Origin of the sequence: Vibrio hepatarius (genome assembly GCF_001274785.1) — a bacterium.
Taxonomy (GTDB): domain Bacteria; phylum Pseudomonadota; class Gammaproteobacteria; order Enterobacterales; family Vibrionaceae; genus Vibrio; species Vibrio hepatarius.
On record NZ_LHPI01000018.1, the window covers coordinates 66,601 to 84,812 of the forward strand.

Sequence of the window (18,212 nt, forward strand, 5' to 3'; positions counted from 1 at the left end):
ACAAGCTGGCTACCTTCTATTTTCAGTTCCTTCCTGATGCCTGGTTATAAGCCCTAATATCGATCAAGTTGTTCTGAGCATAATCTCCCGCAAGCGATGCATTTGAGATCACCGCTATCTGCTTATCCACAAATGCTTTATCTTCTTCGGACACACTGTCAGGAATGTAAGCGCCACTCTCATCCTTTTGACGATACTCATTTAGCATTTGCTCCCTTAGACCTAGCATTTCAGGCGACCAACTCGATGAGTCTTCAGAGTTGAATACGCGCCCCGCCAAACCTTCATTGAAAGCTTGAGCAAACACTTGACTTTGAATCGGGGTCAATCCCATTCTCTGCCCTTCGCTGTATGCTTCCTGTTTAAAATCATCGGCGTACTGTTCTAAGAACTCACCGTATCGATTGTTAACTGCCGCACCGAATGCCCCAGCCAACATGGCTTCAGACTTAGTGCCCCAGTTAACTTCGGAGGCATACTGCGAACTCGATCCACTGTATGCATCATTAAACGCCGTCAAAGGATTTTCCAAAGAGGTTCCGGCATCAACGGCTGCTTTTAACCCATCCCATGTTGATTTGCTGGCCACAGTTGCATTGTGCAAGAAACCTCGTGAGCCAGGTTCTGCAAGGGCTTGCTCCTTGTAACTCTCATAGTCTTCGCCAAAATGATTCAAGGTATGCAATGCTGCATCAGTATGCTTGCCACTGAAATCACCAATAGCACTGGCGCTGTTGAAGAACATTTCAGCACCAGAGACTCCGCTATCATCAGCCATAATGCGAGATCGCCACTGAGAGCCAGCTTCACTGTTTAGTCCAGATTGATATGTACTTGTGTCAGAAGCTACGGCCTGCTGGGCTTGTTGCTGATGCGCATTCAGCTGTCCATCTACACCAGAAAGATTGGTTTGGTAAGCGGATTGAGCCGAATTGAACTGCGTTTGAACTGTTGCAGCATCCTCATAGCCTCCCAGAACACCGGATTCAACTTGGCTTTGAGTGCCACCAAAAGTAGGCGCCGTTGATGACAAGCCTTCATTAGAGCGTGGCTGAATAGATCGTAAATCGGCTCCGGTAGCCATGGCCATAACAGTCATTGCTGCTTGATAGTCATTGTCTCGTTCAGCGGGCGTCGAGGAGTTGCTATAGGTTAAAGACTCCATAGCTGCGGCCACATACGCCTGATTATCATCAGGTAGCAAGCGCTGATACATTGGAAGGTTTTCACGTAATCGGTTACCTGCTTCAACATGCTGGTTCATATAGCGACCTAAATAATCCATGACTTCAGGATTATCCGCTGCTAATCGAGTTAACGTCGCACCATCCGTGTTCCTTTGTCCTGATAGACTGTAGCTGGCCTGATCAAGCTCACTAAAGCGGTTTGATGCCGTGATAACGTCTTGTGCTGAACTCTGAAGTGACTGATAGTCTTGATTAGACAACGACATCTCAACGCCAGAGCGTCTTGAATCTGAAAGGTCCTTAACCATCGCATCGCGAAACTCAGCACGTCGTGAATCACTTGATGCCAAGCTTTGCATCTCCCCAGTGAGCGTATTTGCGGTCGTAGATCGAGAACTGCCCTCTGATGACTCAACTTGGCCACTAAAGTTACCACCTAAATCCAAGCCTGCTCGTACCCTTGATAGTTTTGGTACACGAGATGAGTCTGGCTTATCGACTCCGGGCAAGTTGCCCTGTGGAGAATCATTGCCGCCAGTACCAAGAAGCCTTCCAAGAAAGCCCTTATCAGCAACTTCTTTCTCACCGGGATTAGTAATAGTTCCATCGCCACCGACCCTTAGGCCTCCCGATAGCACGCCAGATACCAAGCCACGTACAGCGTCTTTTTTATCGTCTCCGAAACCATACCGTGTTTGCAGGTCATCAGTGACCTGATTAACAACGGCGCTAGATGCGGAATTAGAAGAACCGATCTGACGTCCAACCGAAGAAAGGTTGTCGTAACTTAGCTTTTCACCAAAGGTTCGACTCATGGTATTGCCAACCTGACGGCTAAAGGCTTGAGTTGCCTGAGTCATGGATTCTTTTGCAGAGCCGACCATTGAACCCACTGCGTTTCCGACAGAGAAACTGCTTAGTAAGCTTGACGCGCCGGTCATTGCAGAACCCGTGAGGGCTGAATTTTGGAACATTGACTGTGATTGCATCACCGGGGCATTTTTCGCGACATCTGGACTTGCCAGCTTTTCATCAATGGCATCGCCGTTTTGAAGACGTCCAGCCAAGTGGGTAGCGGTTATTGCTGAGCCATACACGAGCATGAGCGAAATCGCCGGAACACTCGACGCCAACATGCCGCCAGTAGCTATCCAGGTTTGCAGCACTGAATCCATCTGCATCATCCCAGCAAAAGATGGCACTTCTGTACCTGCAAAGGCATCAAGAGCCGACATTTTCCCAGCAACGGTTAAATGGATATATAGGTTAATGATGGCCATGACGGGCATCCAAAGTTGAATCCAAAGCAGGATTAACAAGTACTTCCCGGCCATTCGCATCCCGATTTGGCCAAGGGCAATCACAAAGGCCATCAATGGGGTGATGGCGTAAATGAACCCCTCAAAAAACGTCATCATCGGACGTACGATACTTTGGAACAGGGTCTGCTCCGCCGCCCATTGTGTATTGCGCTGCTCAATCGCTTGGTTAACCATCACGGCTGCGGTGAAAGCTTGATCATCCATATACTTGCCTGTCACGCTTTGCTCATAAATAGGCAAAAGCACTGACGCGGTCATGTACTCTTGGGTGTTAACCGAAGCTAAACCAAGGTTATTCAGTGCATTTCGGATCACGTCATCAGTGTCCGTTGCAGACGAAGTCCCCAATGAGGCTGACAGAACCTGTTTAAGCCTTGGAATGAAGGTTGATTCTGTCATGAGTTTCAGCTGACTATAGGCATCGGTGCAGTCCAAATCGCTACTGCTACCACTGAGCATGATGCGCGTGCCATAAATGCTAGAGTCAAACCTAATCGCAGTCATCGGGTTAGGATCACTCAGCACCTGATCGAGGTTCTTTTGGCCGATGTCGATACCAATCAAGGTGCACTCTTTGATGTAGTTAAACCACGATTGTTCGATATCTGAGCCACCGACACGATTTGCATCACCCAACCCAGAGCGATCCATCACCTGTTTTCTCACTTTAATCAGTGACTGTAAACTGGATGCAAAGCCGTATTCCGTCATGGCGGGAGTTGAAAACGCCGTTTCAAACAATCGCGTGATTTGAAAGCCAACAGTCGAAATCGTACTACCTGCGGCAGCAACACCGATGGGCACATTATCAACCACTCGAACTTGTCCCGTGTACGCATCCTCAATGCTCACGCGGGTACTGGGTCCAAACATGGTTGCAAAGACTAGCCATGAGACTAAAACGTGTTGAAAGTTAATCCCACGACCACCTTGCATTAAGGCCTGAACAGAGACCATCAATACCCCAATGAGCAAGCCAATGCGAACCATTGAAGTAAAGTCGCCTGTACCAGTGATCATCGCGACAGCGTTCAAGACCTGCTCTAAAAAAGCCGAATCCCCGATGGAATAGATTTCCCACATTATCTATTCCCCCAGTGCCGTAGATTTAACGGTGTAATAACGCTGCTTGCGAATGGTCTGAATCACCTGATTAAAATGCGCCAGCAATTCTTGCTCTGAACCGTATCTTCGCTGTAACGCGGCGTATTCCTCATTGATTTGGCGACGTGCACGTTCAAGGTCTTCAGTTAACAACTTCGCATAGGCATGATCTTCTACACCAGAGGTGCTTCTAGCTGCATTGAGCATGTCTTCAACCAATGCTCGGGCCATCTCAACAGCAATAAATGGCGCCGCTCGTGAAGCAAACGACCTAGCAGCCCCTTCATTTAATGCAGAAAGTGTTCGAATCATGCCGCCAATGCTCGCAGGAGCCGATGTCATAAAAGCCTTTTCGGTGGTGCTAGCAGCTCCTGTATTTCGAGCAAACTTAAAAATAATGCCGTTACTGGAACCTGTACCAAGAAGTAAATTTTCTACTTGGGTTGATAATCCCGTCAGGGTCACGTTAGTGATTGTCGGATTCAGACAGCCGTCTTGTGTCACTGTGTCACATCGGTACATAGCGACGTTACCGCCGTGAATTAGATGCTCAATAGTCACTTTATTGCCATTCAGTCTGGTCAGTTTTGGGGCTTTACCTTGGCCATCAGCGGCATTCGCTAAATCACCAACGATAATCGAACCAGTCACCGACATAACCGCTTCAAGAAAACGGTCATCCCCCGATGCAAACCAGCTTGATGCCGAATGACGTTTCAGTGCTCGCCAAACCAAATTACCTTTAATCGTTCTGTTTACATCAGATGCCGCGACACTCGAAGCGTTCTCATATGGGTTCTTACCATTGGACTCACTCCAACTGGTAAAAACGTCTCCAGCCCCTTTAAGTGAGCTCAACATGCTGGCTTCTGTTTGCCCCTTTTTACCAAAAGCAGCCAGGGTATCGTTCACGACTCCCTGAGCCATTTGACAGGAATTGCCAAAATACTCGTTCAACTGCTGGATTTTCTTTTGCAGTGTCTCCATGTGCTGGGAGCATTTCTCACACATAGCACTGAGCGCCAATTGGAATGCGTACCCCTTGGCGTTTGCAGCAACAGAGCGAAGTAATTGAACAAACTGATCCGCGTTAACAAATGACAAACTTCCCGCGAACATATCAATGCCGCCACAACCAGCTTGGAATGACGGAGGCACCATAGAGACGAGGTTTTCGTTCATGATCCTGTTACGAACAACAACGCTTCCGCCAGATATCACACCACGCCGCTGACTCTCGAATACACCAGGCGCAGTGGTGTTGGTCATTGAACCAAACAACTGGTTCATCTCCTGTTGCAAGCTTGCTTGGCTCATAGATGAAAAACCAATCGCACAGGCGATTAGCGATACTCGGAATACTTTTTTCATCGTTATAACCCTCCTTGTGCACGCAGATAGCGAACAAGGAACTCAGGGTCCTGTAATATCTTTTCGTTAAGCTCTTGGGCTGACATCGCGAGTGACACGCCGGGTTGAACAGGTCGGGTGGCATAGTAAGTTTGATCGTCAATCCAACCGGCTTGATGGGCTGCGAGAATGATTCGATTATTGAGCTCATCAAGGCTCATTGCGCCTTGTCCAATCGGAGTAATAACGTTAGGCGGGTCAACTAAGAACACGGCAGGGACAGTCGTAACGGACAAGGATTGGGCTTGTCCTGAATCGACTTTGTAATTGGGAAACTCTCCACCGGGTAAAGGCAAGCCATCGACAGCAATAGCAAACACCTCGAACCCATAGTTCAAGGCCATAGATTCGATGATAGGCGCTTGAGCATGGCAATAAGGGCAATCCGAACGATAGAAAAAGAACAAACCAGCCCGCTTCGCTACTTCACCTAAAGCTACATCACGTTGAGTGCCAGCTTCTCGATCCATCCGATTGGCAGCATAGGTCGCCAAGGGTCTGCGACTGATTTCATCCAAAACAGGATCGCCCATGACCACCTGCTGACTAACATCAGCAAACTGTGAGCCCTTATCCATCATGACGCGCTGGAGATACAGATAGGCTCTGACGTTCTCATTCGTCGGCTCATCAATTGCCTTGTCCATGAACGACTGCATGTGCTCACGAAACCAGGCAGCACTGAAAGGCTTTAGCCCGTCCTTAGTGGGCTCCACAACACCAGATTTCGGCTTCATTAGGTCTTCAGACTCGGCTGGCTCGGGAATGACCTGATACCAAAACCAACCTTCCTGACCACGCTGATAGAATTGCCCATCACTAGCATAGGCGGGCAAGATGAATAGAAAGAAAATAATGATTGGGATGGTCACCCATAGGATGAACCAAGGTAACAAAGGCGTTCTCATTGTCAGCTCCAGAAATTTCACAGAGCTAACATGCTAAAGATCCCCGTAAGAGCGATTGGCCAGATAGATGAAGGAATCGTGTGTGTTTCTGACTATCTATTAAACACTGTTACTAACGTAAGTGCTTTGGCTGATGGCACCATCACAAAGTGCATACCAGAGCTCCCATGACACCAAAACTCTGCCTGTACGAAATATTTTTTTGCTTTCTTTGAAGCTATACATTCTGGCAATAAAGATTTTGCCAATTCTGTGCTACACAATTTAGCGCACAAAGCCTTCCAAGGATGCTTAGGTACACCGCCTGAAAGCCGTTCCACAAACCTTTCCAGTGCATGACGAGTCACCACGACAGGCCCAATGTTCGGAACGTTGATGACCTCATCGATTTCTCTCACGGTAGCATTATCGACGCTGTATTCTTCGAAGGAATATGAGAGCCAATCTTCCCGTTTCTCTACCGATATCTGTGCTTCCTGGTATCGAGTGAGCAAAAACCTAGTCAGGCTGTAAAGTGAATGCTGAGTTGAGCGTTGTTTCTGTAACTTTTTGATAGCTCCTTTACTGACCCGGATTTGAAGCCCATTACCGCTTCGGTTACTCCCCATCACCTCTTTCACTGACAGTAGGTGATGAATCGCATAGAGCTCAGCTGCAATTGGCTTTTGCTGCTCAGTTAGCTTGTCGTATTGCTCACCTAAATCGACCTTTAGTTCACCACCTCTTCGAAGGCCGGTCTTCCAGTAAACCGTAAACTCACCATCAATCTGCTTTGTTAACAGGGTTAATACCATCATGTTTGTTTCTCCTATTGGTTATCTATTTTTCATTCTCCATGATTTTTCAAATATGCAAGGCGCAAAAAAAGGGGCCGAAGCCCCTTAGATCAGATATGAACTTTCGGAAAGCCCATGGCTCCGTAAACATTCAGCACATCATTCCAATCCCAACTTTTCACGCCAAGTGACGTTGGTATCGGAGGGATCAGAACTTGTGTCAGAATGCCTTTTTGCCAGGCTTTTTTCTTGAGTTCATTCGCTGCATTCAGGCCGGTCTCAGAGAGATCGTGATCTGCCCAGATGTACAGCATTTTCACATTACTTGGTGGTTCAAACCTAGCCAGTAGCGTTGCATTCACAACCGACCAACATGTCTGTCCCGTAGCTCTGGTAACCGCTAAAGCTGTTTCGATGCCTTCAGAAACACCTAATACCTCACCAGGCTCACCTATCGGAATGGCACCACCAGTGATTGTTCTGTCACTTGGTATCGGCATCATCTTTTTAGGCTTTTCAACCGGCGCTTTGAATCCATCTTCACTTAGGTAGATCCGATGAAACGTGGCCGAACGCCCTTGCTGAGTAACGATTTTACCTAGCAGCGCTGGGTAGCTATCGATAAACAAGCCATCTTCATCATGGTAAGGCAAGTTTGGATGATACCTCAGCACCGAATCCCATTCAGGACGAAGCCGGGTAACAATGCCACGACGATGCATGTAGTTCCAAACTGGTTGCGCACGAGTATCTGCAAGAGAAAACGTTTCTCCCCAGGTTTGATTCAAGCGATGGATAATCGCTTTGTCCTCGTCCTGCTTTCTAGCCTTCCAATCAACTGCGTTACTCGGTATTGGCCGAATAGGCGCTTGTATTTGTCCGGGTTGAATACCAAGAACCTGGCCGATTGCTTCAATAGACTGAGCAAAGTTCCATCCATTAATCCAAGACAACAGTTCAAAACCATCATGAAAGATACCGCAGGTGTTACAAACGCCACCTCCGGTATATTCAGCATCTTTGAATAGCCTAAAGCCATCACGACCGCCATGAACAGGACAAGCCACATGACGGCCCTTTCGAGCAATGGCGGCATCAAGTTCTGGCACCAATACCGCTAATACTTGAAGCCATTGGCCATTAAGATATGGCCTTACTGTTTCAATTTGTAAAGGTAACGCCATATAACCTCCTTAAGTAAAAAGCCGACTCCTACCACTGGTGGTAAAAGTCAGCTTGGGTCCTGCATTGAGCCGTTTGGTTAATGCAGGAACGTTAGTCAAGCTGGATACCATGTCGTCTTAATAGCCACATGATGGAATCACGAAGCACATCAGGATCGACAACCGCAGCCATCGCGCAAACACGAAAGCAAAATGGCGTTAATTCGTCATTTTGAATCCACGACAACACATCCCTTCGCAATCGAGTACTGACACGACCGTCCAGCAATACACGGATCGCATCCAATAGAATGCCTTCGCGTAACTGCCAGATTTCCGTGTCAGACCAAGTGACTGGGGCATCATCAAACTCAAATAGAAATTCGAGCTGTGATGACGTGTGTTGATAGGACTGCTTTTGTGATGAAGGAGAATGGGCAATGCGCCCATTCATTAAAGATAACCGCGTTCGGCAAGCGAAACGCAGCCCTCGGATGCGACCACGACATGGTCAAGCGTTCGAATATCAACAAGTGACAAGGCGTCACGGAGTCGATGAGTGATGCGTTTATCAGCTTCACTGGGTTCAGGATCACCCGATGGATGGTTATGAACCAGTATCACTGCTGCCGCATTAAGTTCTAGCGCTCGTTTTGTTACTTCCCTTGGATAAACGCTCGCTGCATCTAAAGTGCCTTTGAACAGCTCTTCAAATCGAATAACGCGATGCTTTGTATCAAGAAACAGTACGCCAAAGACTTCGTGCTCATACTCGTGCATCAGTGTTTGCAGGTATGAGAACGCCGACGATGGCTGTTCAATTTTTCGACCTTTACTCAATCGACCACGGGCAAGCTTGAGCGCCATATCTAAGATATCCGCTTCAGTCACTTGCTCAGGAACGATGTAAGTACCGGCTTCTTCGCCAGCTAAGAACTTTCTGTTTTTCATAGGAGTCTCCAAAAAAAACGGAGACGAACCCATGCCCAGGCGGGGACGGAATCGTCCCCGCAGGGTGGTAAAATGGATGTGGTTACTGAATTATCAGTTGTTGTGTTACTTCGAATAACTCACGCTTCAGATCTTTGACGTCGTTAATCACGATGCTTCGAGGAAAGAATTTCTCAACACTGCGTGTTTGAATCCCGATCCCCAGCAGCTCAAAGCCACTGCGTCTGCACCGGTCAACAATGTCATGCGTGGCAGCCCAATCATCTGGGTCACCATCCGTTAGCACTATCATTAGCTTTCGCTTCTGTTTTTGTGCCAACAAACTGTTTGCCGCAAACCACATAGCTTGTGCCATAGGCGTACAACCTCTTGGTTTTTGGTCAAAACAGGCGGCCCGATGTCGAACCGATTGCTTGGGCAATAACGCGATAGAAACTTCCTGATGAATACCAGGAAAATAACTGACCGCAGGTACAACACCCGGTATACCTTCCAATGCCATGGCTAAAGCCAAAGCGGCTTCATTGGCAACATGAAAATACTTGCGATTACCTTCGCCAATGGGCTTACCCATTGAGCCCGATATATCGACAAGCAAGTGCACAGCAGCATTAGGCGCAATGCGGGGCTGCCTTTGAATAAACAATCTCGACTCACCTGCTTGTGAAGCGGCAAGACGATGAGTTGCCACTCGAAGACCGTACCGTTTGGCATGATTCCGATTGTCCTGACTGGACTGAACCATGCCCCTAAGTCGGGCTCGAATTTGAGCCGACTCAGACGCCGATAAGGTCAAGATAGCCTCATCACCCAACATAGCTTGCTCTGCTTGGGGCAAACTGAGTGGAGTGACGCCCTGATGTCCTTCTGCTTGTTCCGACAACACTTCTGCCACTTGTGCAAAGGTATCGGGTTCAAAGTGAGCGGCACTGGCCTCTAAGGCTTGTCGCAAATTATCAGCTTGATCAGAGTTATCTGAATCACTCGTTTCAGCAGCATCCCCTGTTGCAGACGAACTTGTTTCCGGGGTTTGACTGTCACTACTGCTATTGCTGTCATTACTCGCATCTTGTCCAATGTCATCACCGCCATCAGCATCAGACTCATCCTGTGGTGGACGAGATTCTTCTTCCAACATGGCAACGATGGCATCGACAAGTTTCAGCACTTCACCTGTAGATGCCAGGCTAGGCACTGCTGTCAGCATGGCGCTTAACCGGCTCATCGCTGCGGCAGGAAAGAGTTGTCTCACTCTTTCATCAACAGCTTGATACAAAGGCGTCAGCGCTTTCTGGCCCAGAAAATGGCATCTCAAGCGAAACAACAACCAGGCTTGCAAGTTAGATGCAGGCTCAGGCTGTTCAGGTACACACATTTGCTGTGTGTCCACCATGTACTCAATCACTTGCGAAATACTGCGCCGGGTTCCGGGGTAATCCTTTGCCAATTCGTTTTCAATGCGCACATCCTCAATAATATTGAGAAGTGCCTTACGGATCGGCTTAGACGACGCCTTCTTCACCATGTCAAAATTGGTATGCCGAATATGCGCCGCTTCATGAGCCAGATAACCCCAAGCTATTTGTTGATAGTGTGGGTCGTCTGGGTTTGCTGTTGGGATCACAATCCGCTCACCATCGGTAAACGCATCTTGTCCTTGAATAAGCACCTTCACACCAAACTTTTCGCCATAAGCGGCGGCAACGATTGGCAGTGCATTTTTTAATGGATGATTCATGGGAGTCTCCTAATCATTAGGGGGAATACTCCCTCAGCGGGAGCGTTTCCCCGCTGGGAATGTAAGTGTTTAAACCTGTGCTTTTAGCTTAACCAGGTCGTATTTTTGACCTAACCAAGCCACCAATTGAGCGGTACTCTCGTGCTGCTCAAATGACGTTTTAAGCTGGTCTAAACTCAGGATGTCATCCAATGTCAGACCATACTGGTCTTGTAACTGAGTAGACACCTCGTGTTGATATTGCAGCCAGGCCCGCTCATGAGCGGTTTGCTGCAATGCCATGTTTGGAACAAACACCATGGCCGTTACCCAAACACCTTGCCCGTCCGCATCTGCGATCAATACAGGGTTCTTGGGGATCACGACACTATGTGTTGAGTACGATCGTTGTACTAACGTTCGACAACACGCCACTTCTGGTATCGATTCACTTTCAACCGCATCAGTCACACCACGAAAATGCGGTTCAAACTGGTTCAGTTGGCTGGGGTTATGGATGGTTGATTGCATAATTTCCTCTTACATAGTTCAGAGGACATGCGCCCTTAAGGGCAACATGCCCTCAAGGACGTTAGAAATAAAATGAGTTTGGTACAGTCGAACCAAGGTTTGGTCTGACGGTTGGTTGTGGTATTGCACGTAAGTTATCTGCCTGAGCAGATACTGGCTGTGCGGGTTTAGGTTCAGGTTTGGGCATCAGTTGTCTGATATCCAATTGACCTTCACCGTGCATTCTCATCTTGTCTGGATCAGACAAAATTAAAATGGTCGCCATCAGTTCGTGATAGAGATTGTCTGTCACAGGGCCGGTCTTCGGCAGACGAACAAATAAATTGTCCATCGCTTCAACCATCGGCTGAACTCGATGATCCAGGAATGACAAACCATCCAACTTGTCTCTTAATCGCTTGAGAGGATTAAGGGCACGCTGACTGATTTGATTCTTTCCTGCAACGGAACGCTCAAACAGTTCATTAGCATCACGAGCCACCTCCCTAAATAGGGTGTGTCCCATGCCATTGACCTTGTCATCTAAGCCACCAGCTTGTTCAGCCGGTTGCATTCGATAGATGGCATAATCGAACTGAAGCCGTTGTTCCACGTCTTCGATGGGTGACAGCGCACGCCGAATTGCATCTGCAAATTCCGGGTGTTTCGCAACCCAGTCAAACGTCACCTGATCATAGTTGTCCAAGAACAACTGCTTGCACTGCGCAAACTCCTGACCGATCCTGTCAAGCTCTGGAACAATCTGATCAATTCGGTCTTCAGGGACGGCATAGCCACCTAAAAACCGCACACCGACTTGCTCACACAAGCGCTGCGCTTCTTTCTTAAGCCTTTCAAAGTTCGCCAATGCCTCTGGGTCGCAAATTTTTTTACTCCCTAAGCTGGCAACATCCTTCGGTGGAAGTTGGCTGCCATTGGCTAATCTGAAATCTTCAGGCCTTAGCTTTTTTCTACCGCTCCAGATGGAACAGTCGATGTGACAAATCAACAGTTTGTCGAGGGTTTGAATACTCATAGTGCATCCTCATGCGAGATGGGGACGCACCACTCCCAACAGGAGCAATGGCCCCCGTTTGGGTGGTAGTAGTTGACGCGCTAATGGCAATACCACTATCAGAAATAGTAATTTTGCGAATCAGGCGACGATTGGTTGAGATCGATTTTCACAGGCATTAAGTCCAGTGCTTCAGCTATCGGGCGAACCCGCTCTAAATCACTGCCTAGCAACCGCAATACATCTTTTTCCAACTTCAGTTGGTCGGATACTTCTATCCCTTCAGGACTCGCTACTGTGAGCGAACACAGTGGTGGTAATTGACGCTTAAAAGCCAGTAACAGCAACAATGGCCACGGGCCATCATCAGTGTTAACAATGCCAGCGCCTTCACCTGACACCATGCTGATTTGATTGGTACTAGGTAATCCGCTTTTGCAAAACCCTAATGACCATTCTCCAATCCTGACTTGGTTATCATCAATAACAGCCAAGCCATAGGCTTCAAGCAGCTTTGCCATATCGAACAACGCTTTTTTCGCCAGCGATATTTGGCCATTGACGTCCTTGCGAGTACGAAACTCCCAACTGACGTTATTGACGCACGCGACACTATCTAGCGCATTTGAGAGTTCAAATGGCCGCCCTTGATGATCAATGCCGACTTGTCCAACCAATCGATAACCCTTGTTGATTTTCTCATTGATTCGTCGGTCTGCTTCAGCGTTAGGATCAGTCGAATCAATCAATCGCTGCTGCGACAATTGACCGGCTTTTCCAAACCGAACTTCAATCTCCTGGGTATCCGATCCAACGTAAATGGCCCATTCTTTGGCTGTCCCATCAGAATGACGGTAACGGTAAAGAGCAAAGCACTTATCCATCATCAATCCTCCCAATGGTCACCGAAGACATCAGCGGCAATACGGTGAATGGCTTCTCGTTGCTCCAACTCAGCACGAGCCGTCAAAGACCGAACCAGTGCATACTCCACTGCGTTAGGAGCGCCTTTAAAAGCAAGTGTTAACTTTGCCCAGCGCACCAAGGTCCGAGTGGACATAGTGATACTAAGCTCAGCACCACCATCCGCGCCCCCAATAAAGAGACGACGAATGTCACCAGCCACTTTCACCATTTTTTGGCGAAAGACTTCTGGCAAGCCCGGCGCAACGTTCTCCAGAATGGCTTCCTCTACAGAAGGCTCTGCATAGGTCGCTTCGATGATTCTAAAGCGATCAAGAAAAGCCAAATTCTGTTGGAGCACACCTTGATACAAGCCCGTTTGGTCACCGCTGCCCGCACTGTTGCCGGTAGCGATAAAACGAAACTTGGTATGTGGCATGATGATCTCACCGCCATTTTGTGCGATGACCAACGGGGCACCTTCCAAAATGTCATTGAGCCCAGCCAGTTCAGCAGGCTCAGCAAGATCCATTTCATTAATGATCAGCAAATGGCCATGCTTGACAGCCAGTGCCAGCGGCCCATACACAAAGGTCATGTTGCCATTAACCAGTGTGTGGTGACCGATAAGATCGGACAACTCCAATCGACCGTGCGCAGTAATTTGCTGAACAGGCCAATTCAATCGAGAAGCAACTTGGCAAATTAGCGAGGTCTTACCGCATCCAGTGGGGCCTGTAATATACAAACCGTCACCGTCTGGGTGAGACAAGAACGCCAATACGTCACGTAAGTCTTCTTTTCTAAAAACATACTCGTCCTTGCGAACGGGAATGTTTGGATGGGTAGTGTCGGCACTAAATCCTTCCAGAACGAAAGCATCAGGAGCCGGGACATTAAACGCTTGATTCACTTGAACCAAAAATGGGGATTGTTCTGTCATGGTAAACCTCATTAGTTTTAACGAGGCCCCATGCCCCAACAGGGAATGAAGTCCCCGTCGGGTGGTGTGTTGATTGTGGTATGGCTGTGTATGTAAGAGTTCAGCTCGCTCTATCATTCGTACCCAGCATTGGCTACGAGTGAAACTGCTTTCTGATGCACTCGATGTAAGCGCATGAGAAAGGAGCCGAAATCGGCTCCAAGTGAACGTTAAAAGTAAAATGAGCTCGGCGAGTCACCTGGCAGAACCAAGTTATCTTGCTCAAGACTGATTTTGATTGGTGTTTCAACGGGCTGCTCTGGCTTATTGGTGCTAATGCGCAACCGCTCTTGTGGCGCTTTTCGGTAAGCGGCTAAAACCTGTTCATCCAGCTCGCCTAACTTATCGGTGGCCAATTGCTTATAGTCCACCGTGCCCGCCATCATGTAGCGGCTGAGTTTGACCCCAGCATAGTCGGCATGAGCGTAGTTACCCATCATGGCGACCAATTTTGACTGGGCGTCTCGCATTTCCTCTTTCAAAGATTTAATGTGATTTTCCAGTCGGACCACTTCGGCATGTGCTGAGCAATACTGTCGAGACAGCGATGTCCAACGGTATTGGGCTTCACCCTTGGGAACAAAACAATCTTGCTCAGGGCATTTTGACGGCTCTTTTTTGGTCTGTACTAACTCCCAAAACTGAAGCGCTGTTTCTTGCAACTCAGTTAAGAACGCCGCGTCTCGCTGTATTTCAAACTCAATCAGTTGATCCTCAAAATAGAAAACCAACCAACCTCGCGTGCTATTGGCGACCAGTATTTGATGCTGTACTTGCACCCAATACAACTGGTACGCCTCGCTTTGTTCTCGGTGAGCTTGCACATCCTCAAAAACTGACTGGCAAGGACATTTCAGTTCAACGGGTTCGCCCGCATCGTTGATGCCATCAAAGCTGGCTCGAAAGATTGCGTTATGATCGGCTTCTGCACATGACGGCAGAAGAAAGTCATTATGCGCATTCTCAAATGCTCGCCTTGCTTGAGGCTCCAACCTTATACCACGAAGCACATTTGGATTATTCGACAGGTCTTCCGGTAATACGAATCCGGTTTTTTCTGCCCATAATCGCCAAGGTGTTTTGTAGGGTGAACGCCCCATAATAATTGGGGCTTCAGATGCCGTAACCCCTGCAATGCGCCACTGGTGCCATGCAGGAGTACGTTGTGATAGGTCGATAACCTTCATATTGCCTCCTTTGAAGGGAGACTCCCCTGAAGGAGAGAACTCCCCTTCAGGGTTAAGTGGTTACTTTGCAGCTTGTGCTAACGCTGTTTGGTGCTGAACAACACTTGCTTGAACCGAATCAATTGCCGCTTTACCGGCTTGAATCGAACCTAAGACAAGGGCAACAACCAATACCAAGCGAAAAAGTGAGGCTGATTTAGTCATGGAAGATCTCCAAAAAAAAGACGAGACCTTCCCCCTGACGGGAGAATAATCCCGCCAGGGTTAGTAAAATGAATGCGTGGCGCTAAGAAGCTAAAGGCTGTGTGAGCGCTTTGGCTGCTTGTTGCTGAGCATTAAAGATTTCTTGCTTCGCAAACGTCAGCTCAACACCTTGAAAATGTTCATTGGCATATTCCAATGCACTATTCCAAGCGTTTGAAGCTTCCGCCCGCTCGATAAGCTTGTAAACAAGCCCTCGGGTTCGATCATCAACTTGCTCGGGTGGAATCACAGATGGCTCAACAACGTGTGTTGCTTGGCCTTCGATAATTCGCTCCGCTTCGTCTTGATCGAAAATTCCCACAAAGCCAAACGCAATGCGGGAACACTGGATCATGGATTTATGTCTTAGCATTCGCTTAGTGTGCGTCTGCCATGGACCATCTACACGGTAAGGGCCATTTTTGCCATTACCTTCAAAAGGCGGTCGATAGACTTCATCCAGATACTCAGTGATTTTGACTGGGTGCGAACGGTCGCGCCGATAGATGATGCATTCCATCCATTCAGGGCATTCTTTCGCGCCATCCAGTGAGACTTTGTTTTCTGAAGTCTTGAACTCCATGCCATCAAACTGGTCGTGTTGATTGATGATGCGAGACCATCCATCGACACCTACCACTGGGATAATCCCAGCTTGTTTATCAGGGAACGCAAAAATCTCTTTGGTGAAAGGGTTCAAACCGTACTGATCTGCAACCACCAAGAGCGCCATCATCTGCTCATTGGTCGGTGCACTACCGTCACGTTGCTTGAATGCTGTTGCTTTTAGGGTATCGAACAACTTGTTTGGATCGACACTAAAGCGCTCAGCAAAGCGTTGGATTAGCTTTGGTTTTTCCATTATGGACTCCGACAATCAAAGTGGGAGTCTGCCCCTGACGGGAAAGTACTCCCGGCTGGGTTAAAGCGTTATCGCTCGGTTAAAAATCTGGTTCAGGATAAGTTTGTGCCCAATTAGCTTGGGAGCTCGCATCATCCGCCGGTGATGGCTCAGATGCTTTGTTCACACTATCAAGAAGCAGAAACTCATCCGCGTCCACTTCGGTCAATCGATGCTTAATGCCATCTTTCTCCCATGAGCGCGTGCGCTGAGGCCCTTGAACAAAAAGCTTCGCTCCTTTTTGGATCAAATCTTTTGCTCTTAGCCCTAACTTAAATCCACCACGATCTCGAAAAACGACCCGATGCCATTCCGTATGCTCTTTGAGCTCATTGGATTGACGGTCGCGCCATTTCTCAGAAGTGGCCAGTGAAATGCTGGTCACTAAATCACCTGATGGATAGGCTCGCGTCTCTGGCTCAGAGCCAACGTAGCCTATGAGTGTTACTTGGTTTTTCATGATGTTCTCCTCGTCTTAGTTGAACTCTGTGCACACAGTTGCTTCTACCCGACTGGGCAAAGAAGACTGACGACGCAGATAGGTTGGTATTTCGAGTAAAGCCATGTCGTACTGATGTGGCTCTTTGTAAAACGCAGATGTCAAACGGGGCATACCAGGAGCTTTAGGCACTGCCATTGGACGACGTTTTGATGTTGGTGTGAGCAATCGCTTGATTTGAGTAAGTACAAATCGAAACGGGCGCACGGTTTGACGAGCAAGTAATCGCAAAAGCGACCAGCTCAGTTTTGCAAGCAACATAATGCCTGCGATTTGGATAATAAATCCGAAGATATATTCCATTGGTGACTCCTTAATTTGGTTGTGAAGGAGTCACCCCAACTGGGGAAAACTCCCCCAGTTGGGTGGTGAAAAGGCGAACCGTAAGGAACGCATGGTTGCGCATGTAAAAACATGCAGGCTATTTGTTTAAGGAGGCTAGCTACCTCTTAGTACCACTGAGAAAACTCAGCGGCGGGCTTCCTTTGAGCTCATGCTCTCAGGCGCAGATATCACTGAAACAGATCAGCAATATTTGATAGTCAGTGTAACCGTCTTATCCAGACAGGATAGTTAGAAAGATGCTCAATTCTTCCACCTAGCTGAAAGGCCATTACCGCACAGAGGATTAGGCTAGGGACTGATTATTGTCATATCAGGAGCAAACTTATGGCCCAAGCAAGACCCAATTACTCAAAACCCATCTTTGAACAATCATTCACAATTAATAGCTTACAGGCGCAACGTGTCGTTGACCGTGTTTTTAGACGGACGGTCAGTGCGCTTTACGGAATCGATGTCATCCTGCGCATCATCGGCGATGAGAACGAAATTGATGAAGTGGAACAGATCATTAGCCAGTTGATCGAGGATTGCGCTAAGGCGGTAGACAACGAACAAGCTCGTTTAGACAAATTGATGGAGTCCAACGGTATCGATGAAGTACCTGACTACACCGACCCGATTACCTTCAACGCCAAAATAAGCTCGCCTCAGGTTGGCCAGTTTGTCGGCTTAGTGCGCAAACTCGATGCGTTAATGATCTCAATGGACACTCTCTGGTTGTCTAGCGTGCTTAGCAACAAGCAACGCGTTGATGGCAACTACGCATGGCAACAGCGCATTATCAAACTTGCACGACGCATTATTGATATCGAAATTCGAGCACGAAAATCAGCCCAAGCTAAGGGTAAAGAAGCAGAAGTTGAGCAAGCGGTGCCTTCAACCGATGACGATATCACTGAAGAGGAAACAGATAACCCCGCCAACTAGCCAACTAGGCTCCCATCAACCAGCCCCTCTCGAAGGGGCTCTTCATCTTGCTGTATTTTCTATCAAAATCATTAAAATGAATTTAACTGTCATTTTTGGCCAAGCTACATGAATAGAACTAATTTTTTCGTTACTTTCTTTAGGGTAAGCGGATTAAATGGT

General features: G+C 47.9%; 18 protein-coding genes. 1 reads left to right on the top strand and 17 read right to left on the bottom strand.

Going from position 1 to position 18,212, the window contains the following annotated elements:
- Positions 1-22 precede the first annotated feature (22 nt).
- The 17 genes from AKJ31_RS16850 to AKJ31_RS16925 form a co-directional block, all read right to left on the bottom strand.
- Entirely contained in the window at positions 23-3,592 is a 3,570-nt protein-coding gene (locus AKJ31_RS16850; protein WP_053410250.1) for a conjugal transfer protein TraG N-terminal domain-containing protein, read from the bottom strand.
- Positions 3,593-3,595: 3 nt separating this feature from the next.
- Complete coding sequence (locus AKJ31_RS16855; RefSeq protein ID WP_025587948.1) at positions 3,596-4,984, bottom strand: conjugal transfer protein TraH; 1,389 nt, start codon at positions 4,982-4,984, stop codon at positions 3,596-3,598.
- A gap of 2 nt (positions 4,985-4,986) precedes the next feature.
- Positions 4,987-5,931: a thioredoxin family protein gene (locus AKJ31_RS16860; protein WP_053410251.1), complete on the bottom strand. Its 945-nt coding sequence runs from the start codon at positions 5,929-5,931 to the stop codon at positions 4,987-4,989.
- Between the two features lie 92 nt (positions 5,932-6,023).
- Positions 6,024-6,728 carry a hypothetical protein gene (locus tag AKJ31_RS16865; RefSeq protein WP_024023022.1) on the bottom strand — a complete coding sequence of 235 codons (705 nt, stop codon included), beginning with the start codon at positions 6,726-6,728 and terminating at the stop codon, positions 6,024-6,026.
- 89 nt (positions 6,729-6,817) lie between these two features.
- Positions 6,818-7,891, bottom strand: coding sequence for a DUF7146 domain-containing protein (locus AKJ31_RS16870; protein WP_024023024.1), 1,074 nt, complete (start codon positions 7,889-7,891; stop codon positions 6,818-6,820).
- Between the two features lie 91 nt (positions 7,892-7,982).
- Positions 7,983-8,324 (bottom strand): hypothetical protein, encoded by a 342-nt coding sequence (locus AKJ31_RS16875; protein ID WP_024023025.1) that lies wholly within the window; start codon positions 8,322-8,324, stop codon positions 7,983-7,985.
- Positions 8,324-8,854 (bottom strand): RadC family protein, encoded by a 531-nt coding sequence (radC, locus tag AKJ31_RS16880; RefSeq protein ID WP_425425097.1) that lies wholly within the window; start codon positions 8,852-8,854, stop codon positions 8,324-8,326. Before radC ends, AKJ31_RS16875 begins: the two co-directional genes overlap by 1 nt.
- A gap of 49 nt (positions 8,855-8,903) precedes the next feature.
- A complete protein-coding gene (locus AKJ31_RS16885) occupies positions 8,904-10,559 on the bottom strand; it encodes a VWA domain-containing protein (protein ID WP_053410252.1) in 1,656 nt (551 codons plus the stop codon).
- 69 nt (positions 10,560-10,628) lie between these two features.
- Entirely contained in the window at positions 10,629-11,069 is a 441-nt protein-coding gene (locus AKJ31_RS16890; protein WP_024023027.1) for a hypothetical protein, read from the bottom strand.
- 61 nt (positions 11,070-11,130) lie between these two features.
- Entirely contained in the window at positions 11,131-12,084 is a 954-nt protein-coding gene (locus tag AKJ31_RS16895) for a DUF3150 domain-containing protein (RefSeq protein ID WP_000027441.1), read from the bottom strand.
- A 98-nt stretch (positions 12,085-12,182) separates the two neighbouring features.
- A complete protein-coding gene (locus tag AKJ31_RS16900; RefSeq protein WP_053410253.1) occupies positions 12,183-12,950 on the bottom strand; it encodes a hypothetical protein in 768 nt (255 codons plus the stop codon).
- Positions 12,950-13,909, bottom strand: a complete 960-nt coding sequence (locus AKJ31_RS16905) for an AAA family ATPase (RefSeq protein ID WP_024015927.1) — start codon at positions 13,907-13,909, stop codon at positions 12,950-12,952. The genes AKJ31_RS16900 and AKJ31_RS16905 overlap by 1 nt, the downstream gene beginning before the upstream one ends.
- A 209-nt stretch (positions 13,910-14,118) precedes the next feature.
- The gene (locus AKJ31_RS16910) at positions 14,119-15,135 is read right to left on the bottom strand and encodes a YqaJ viral recombinase family nuclease (protein ID WP_024015926.1); all 1,017 of its coding nucleotides are present in this window, start codon (positions 15,133-15,135) and stop codon (positions 14,119-14,121) included.
- Between the two features lie 60 nt (positions 15,136-15,195).
- Positions 15,196-15,339 (bottom strand): hypothetical protein, encoded by a 144-nt coding sequence (locus AKJ31_RS23260; protein WP_015066581.1) that lies wholly within the window; start codon positions 15,337-15,339, stop codon positions 15,196-15,198.
- Positions 15,340-15,421: 82 nt separating this feature from the next.
- The gene (bet, locus tag AKJ31_RS16915; protein WP_000414662.1) at positions 15,422-16,240 is read right to left on the bottom strand and encodes a phage recombination protein Bet; all 819 of its coding nucleotides are present in this window, start codon (positions 16,238-16,240) and stop codon (positions 15,422-15,424) included.
- A gap of 79 nt (positions 16,241-16,319) precedes the next feature.
- Complete coding sequence (locus tag AKJ31_RS16920; RefSeq protein WP_012368368.1) at positions 16,320-16,739, bottom strand: single-stranded DNA-binding protein; 420 nt, start codon at positions 16,737-16,739, stop codon at positions 16,320-16,322.
- Positions 16,740-16,754: 15 nt separating this feature from the next.
- Positions 16,755-17,081, bottom strand: coding sequence for a hypothetical protein (locus AKJ31_RS16925; protein WP_048608521.1), 327 nt, complete (start codon positions 17,079-17,081; stop codon positions 16,755-16,757).
- Positions 17,082-17,447: 366 nt separating this feature from the next.
- On the opposite strand from AKJ31_RS16925, the gene AKJ31_RS16930 reads away from it, so the two are divergent.
- Positions 17,448-18,050 (top strand): hypothetical protein, encoded by a 603-nt coding sequence (locus AKJ31_RS16930; RefSeq protein ID WP_048608523.1) that lies wholly within the window; start codon positions 17,448-17,450, stop codon positions 18,048-18,050.
- The last annotated feature ends 162 nt before the right edge of the window (positions 18,051-18,212 follow it).

Excerpts from the sequence above, each read along its gene's own strand:
- AKJ31_RS16910 (WP_024015926.1), bottom strand. The coding sequence starts at position 15,135 with ATGAAGGTTATCGACCTATCACAACGTACTCCTGCATGGCACCAGTGG.
- AKJ31_RS16855 (WP_025587948.1), bottom strand. The coding sequence starts at position 4,984 with ATGAAAAAAGTATTCCGAGTATCGCTAATCGCCTGTGCGATTGGTTTT.
- AKJ31_RS16870 (WP_024023024.1), bottom strand. The coding sequence starts at position 7,891 with ATGGCGTTACCTTTACAAATTGAAACAGTAAGGCCATATCTTAATGGC.
- AKJ31_RS16865 (WP_024023022.1), bottom strand. The coding sequence starts at position 6,728 with ATGATGGTATTAACCCTGTTAACAAAGCAGATTGATGGTGAGTTTACG.
- bet (WP_000414662.1), bottom strand. The coding sequence starts at position 16,240 with ATGGAAAAACCAAAGCTAATCCAACGCTTTGCTGAGCGCTTTAGTGTC.
- AKJ31_RS16905 (WP_024015927.1), bottom strand. The coding sequence starts at position 13,909 with ATGACAGAACAATCCCCATTTTTGGTTCAAGTGAATCAAGCGTTTAAT.
- AKJ31_RS16850 (WP_053410250.1), bottom strand. The coding sequence starts at position 3,592 with ATGTGGGAAATCTATTCCATCGGGGATTCGGCTTTTTTAGAGCAGGTC.
- AKJ31_RS16900 (WP_053410253.1), bottom strand. The coding sequence starts at position 12,950 with ATGATGGATAAGTGCTTTGCTCTTTACCGTTACCGTCATTCTGATGGG.
- AKJ31_RS16925 (WP_048608521.1), bottom strand. The coding sequence starts at position 17,081 with ATGGAATATATCTTCGGATTTATTATCCAAATCGCAGGCATTATGTTG.
- AKJ31_RS16860 (WP_053410251.1), bottom strand. The coding sequence starts at position 5,931 with ATGAGAACGCCTTTGTTACCTTGGTTCATCCTATGGGTGACCATCCCA.
- AKJ31_RS16895 (WP_000027441.1), bottom strand. The coding sequence starts at position 12,084 with ATGAGTATTCAAACCCTCGACAAACTGTTGATTTGTCACATCGACTGT.
- AKJ31_RS16885 (WP_053410252.1), bottom strand. The coding sequence starts at position 10,559 with ATGAATCATCCATTAAAAAATGCACTGCCAATCGTTGCCGCCGCTTAT.
- AKJ31_RS16875 (WP_024023025.1), bottom strand. The coding sequence starts at position 8,324 with ATGAATGGGCGCATTGCCCATTCTCCTTCATCACAAAAGCAGTCCTAT.
- AKJ31_RS16920 (WP_012368368.1), bottom strand. The coding sequence starts at position 16,739 with ATGAAAAACCAAGTAACACTCATAGGCTACGTTGGCTCTGAGCCAGAG.
- AKJ31_RS16930 (WP_048608523.1), top strand. The coding sequence starts at position 17,448 with ATGGCCCAAGCAAGACCCAATTACTCAAAACCCATCTTTGAACAATCA.
- AKJ31_RS23260 (WP_015066581.1), bottom strand. The coding sequence starts at position 15,339 with ATGACTAAATCAGCCTCACTTTTTCGCTTGGTATTGGTTGTTGCCCTT.
- AKJ31_RS16890 (WP_024023027.1), bottom strand. The coding sequence starts at position 11,069 with ATGCAATCAACCATCCATAACCCCAGCCAACTGAACCAGTTTGAACCG.
- radC (WP_425425097.1), bottom strand. The coding sequence starts at position 8,854 with ATGGGTTCGTCTCCGTTTTTTTTGGAGACTCCTATGAAAAACAGAAAG.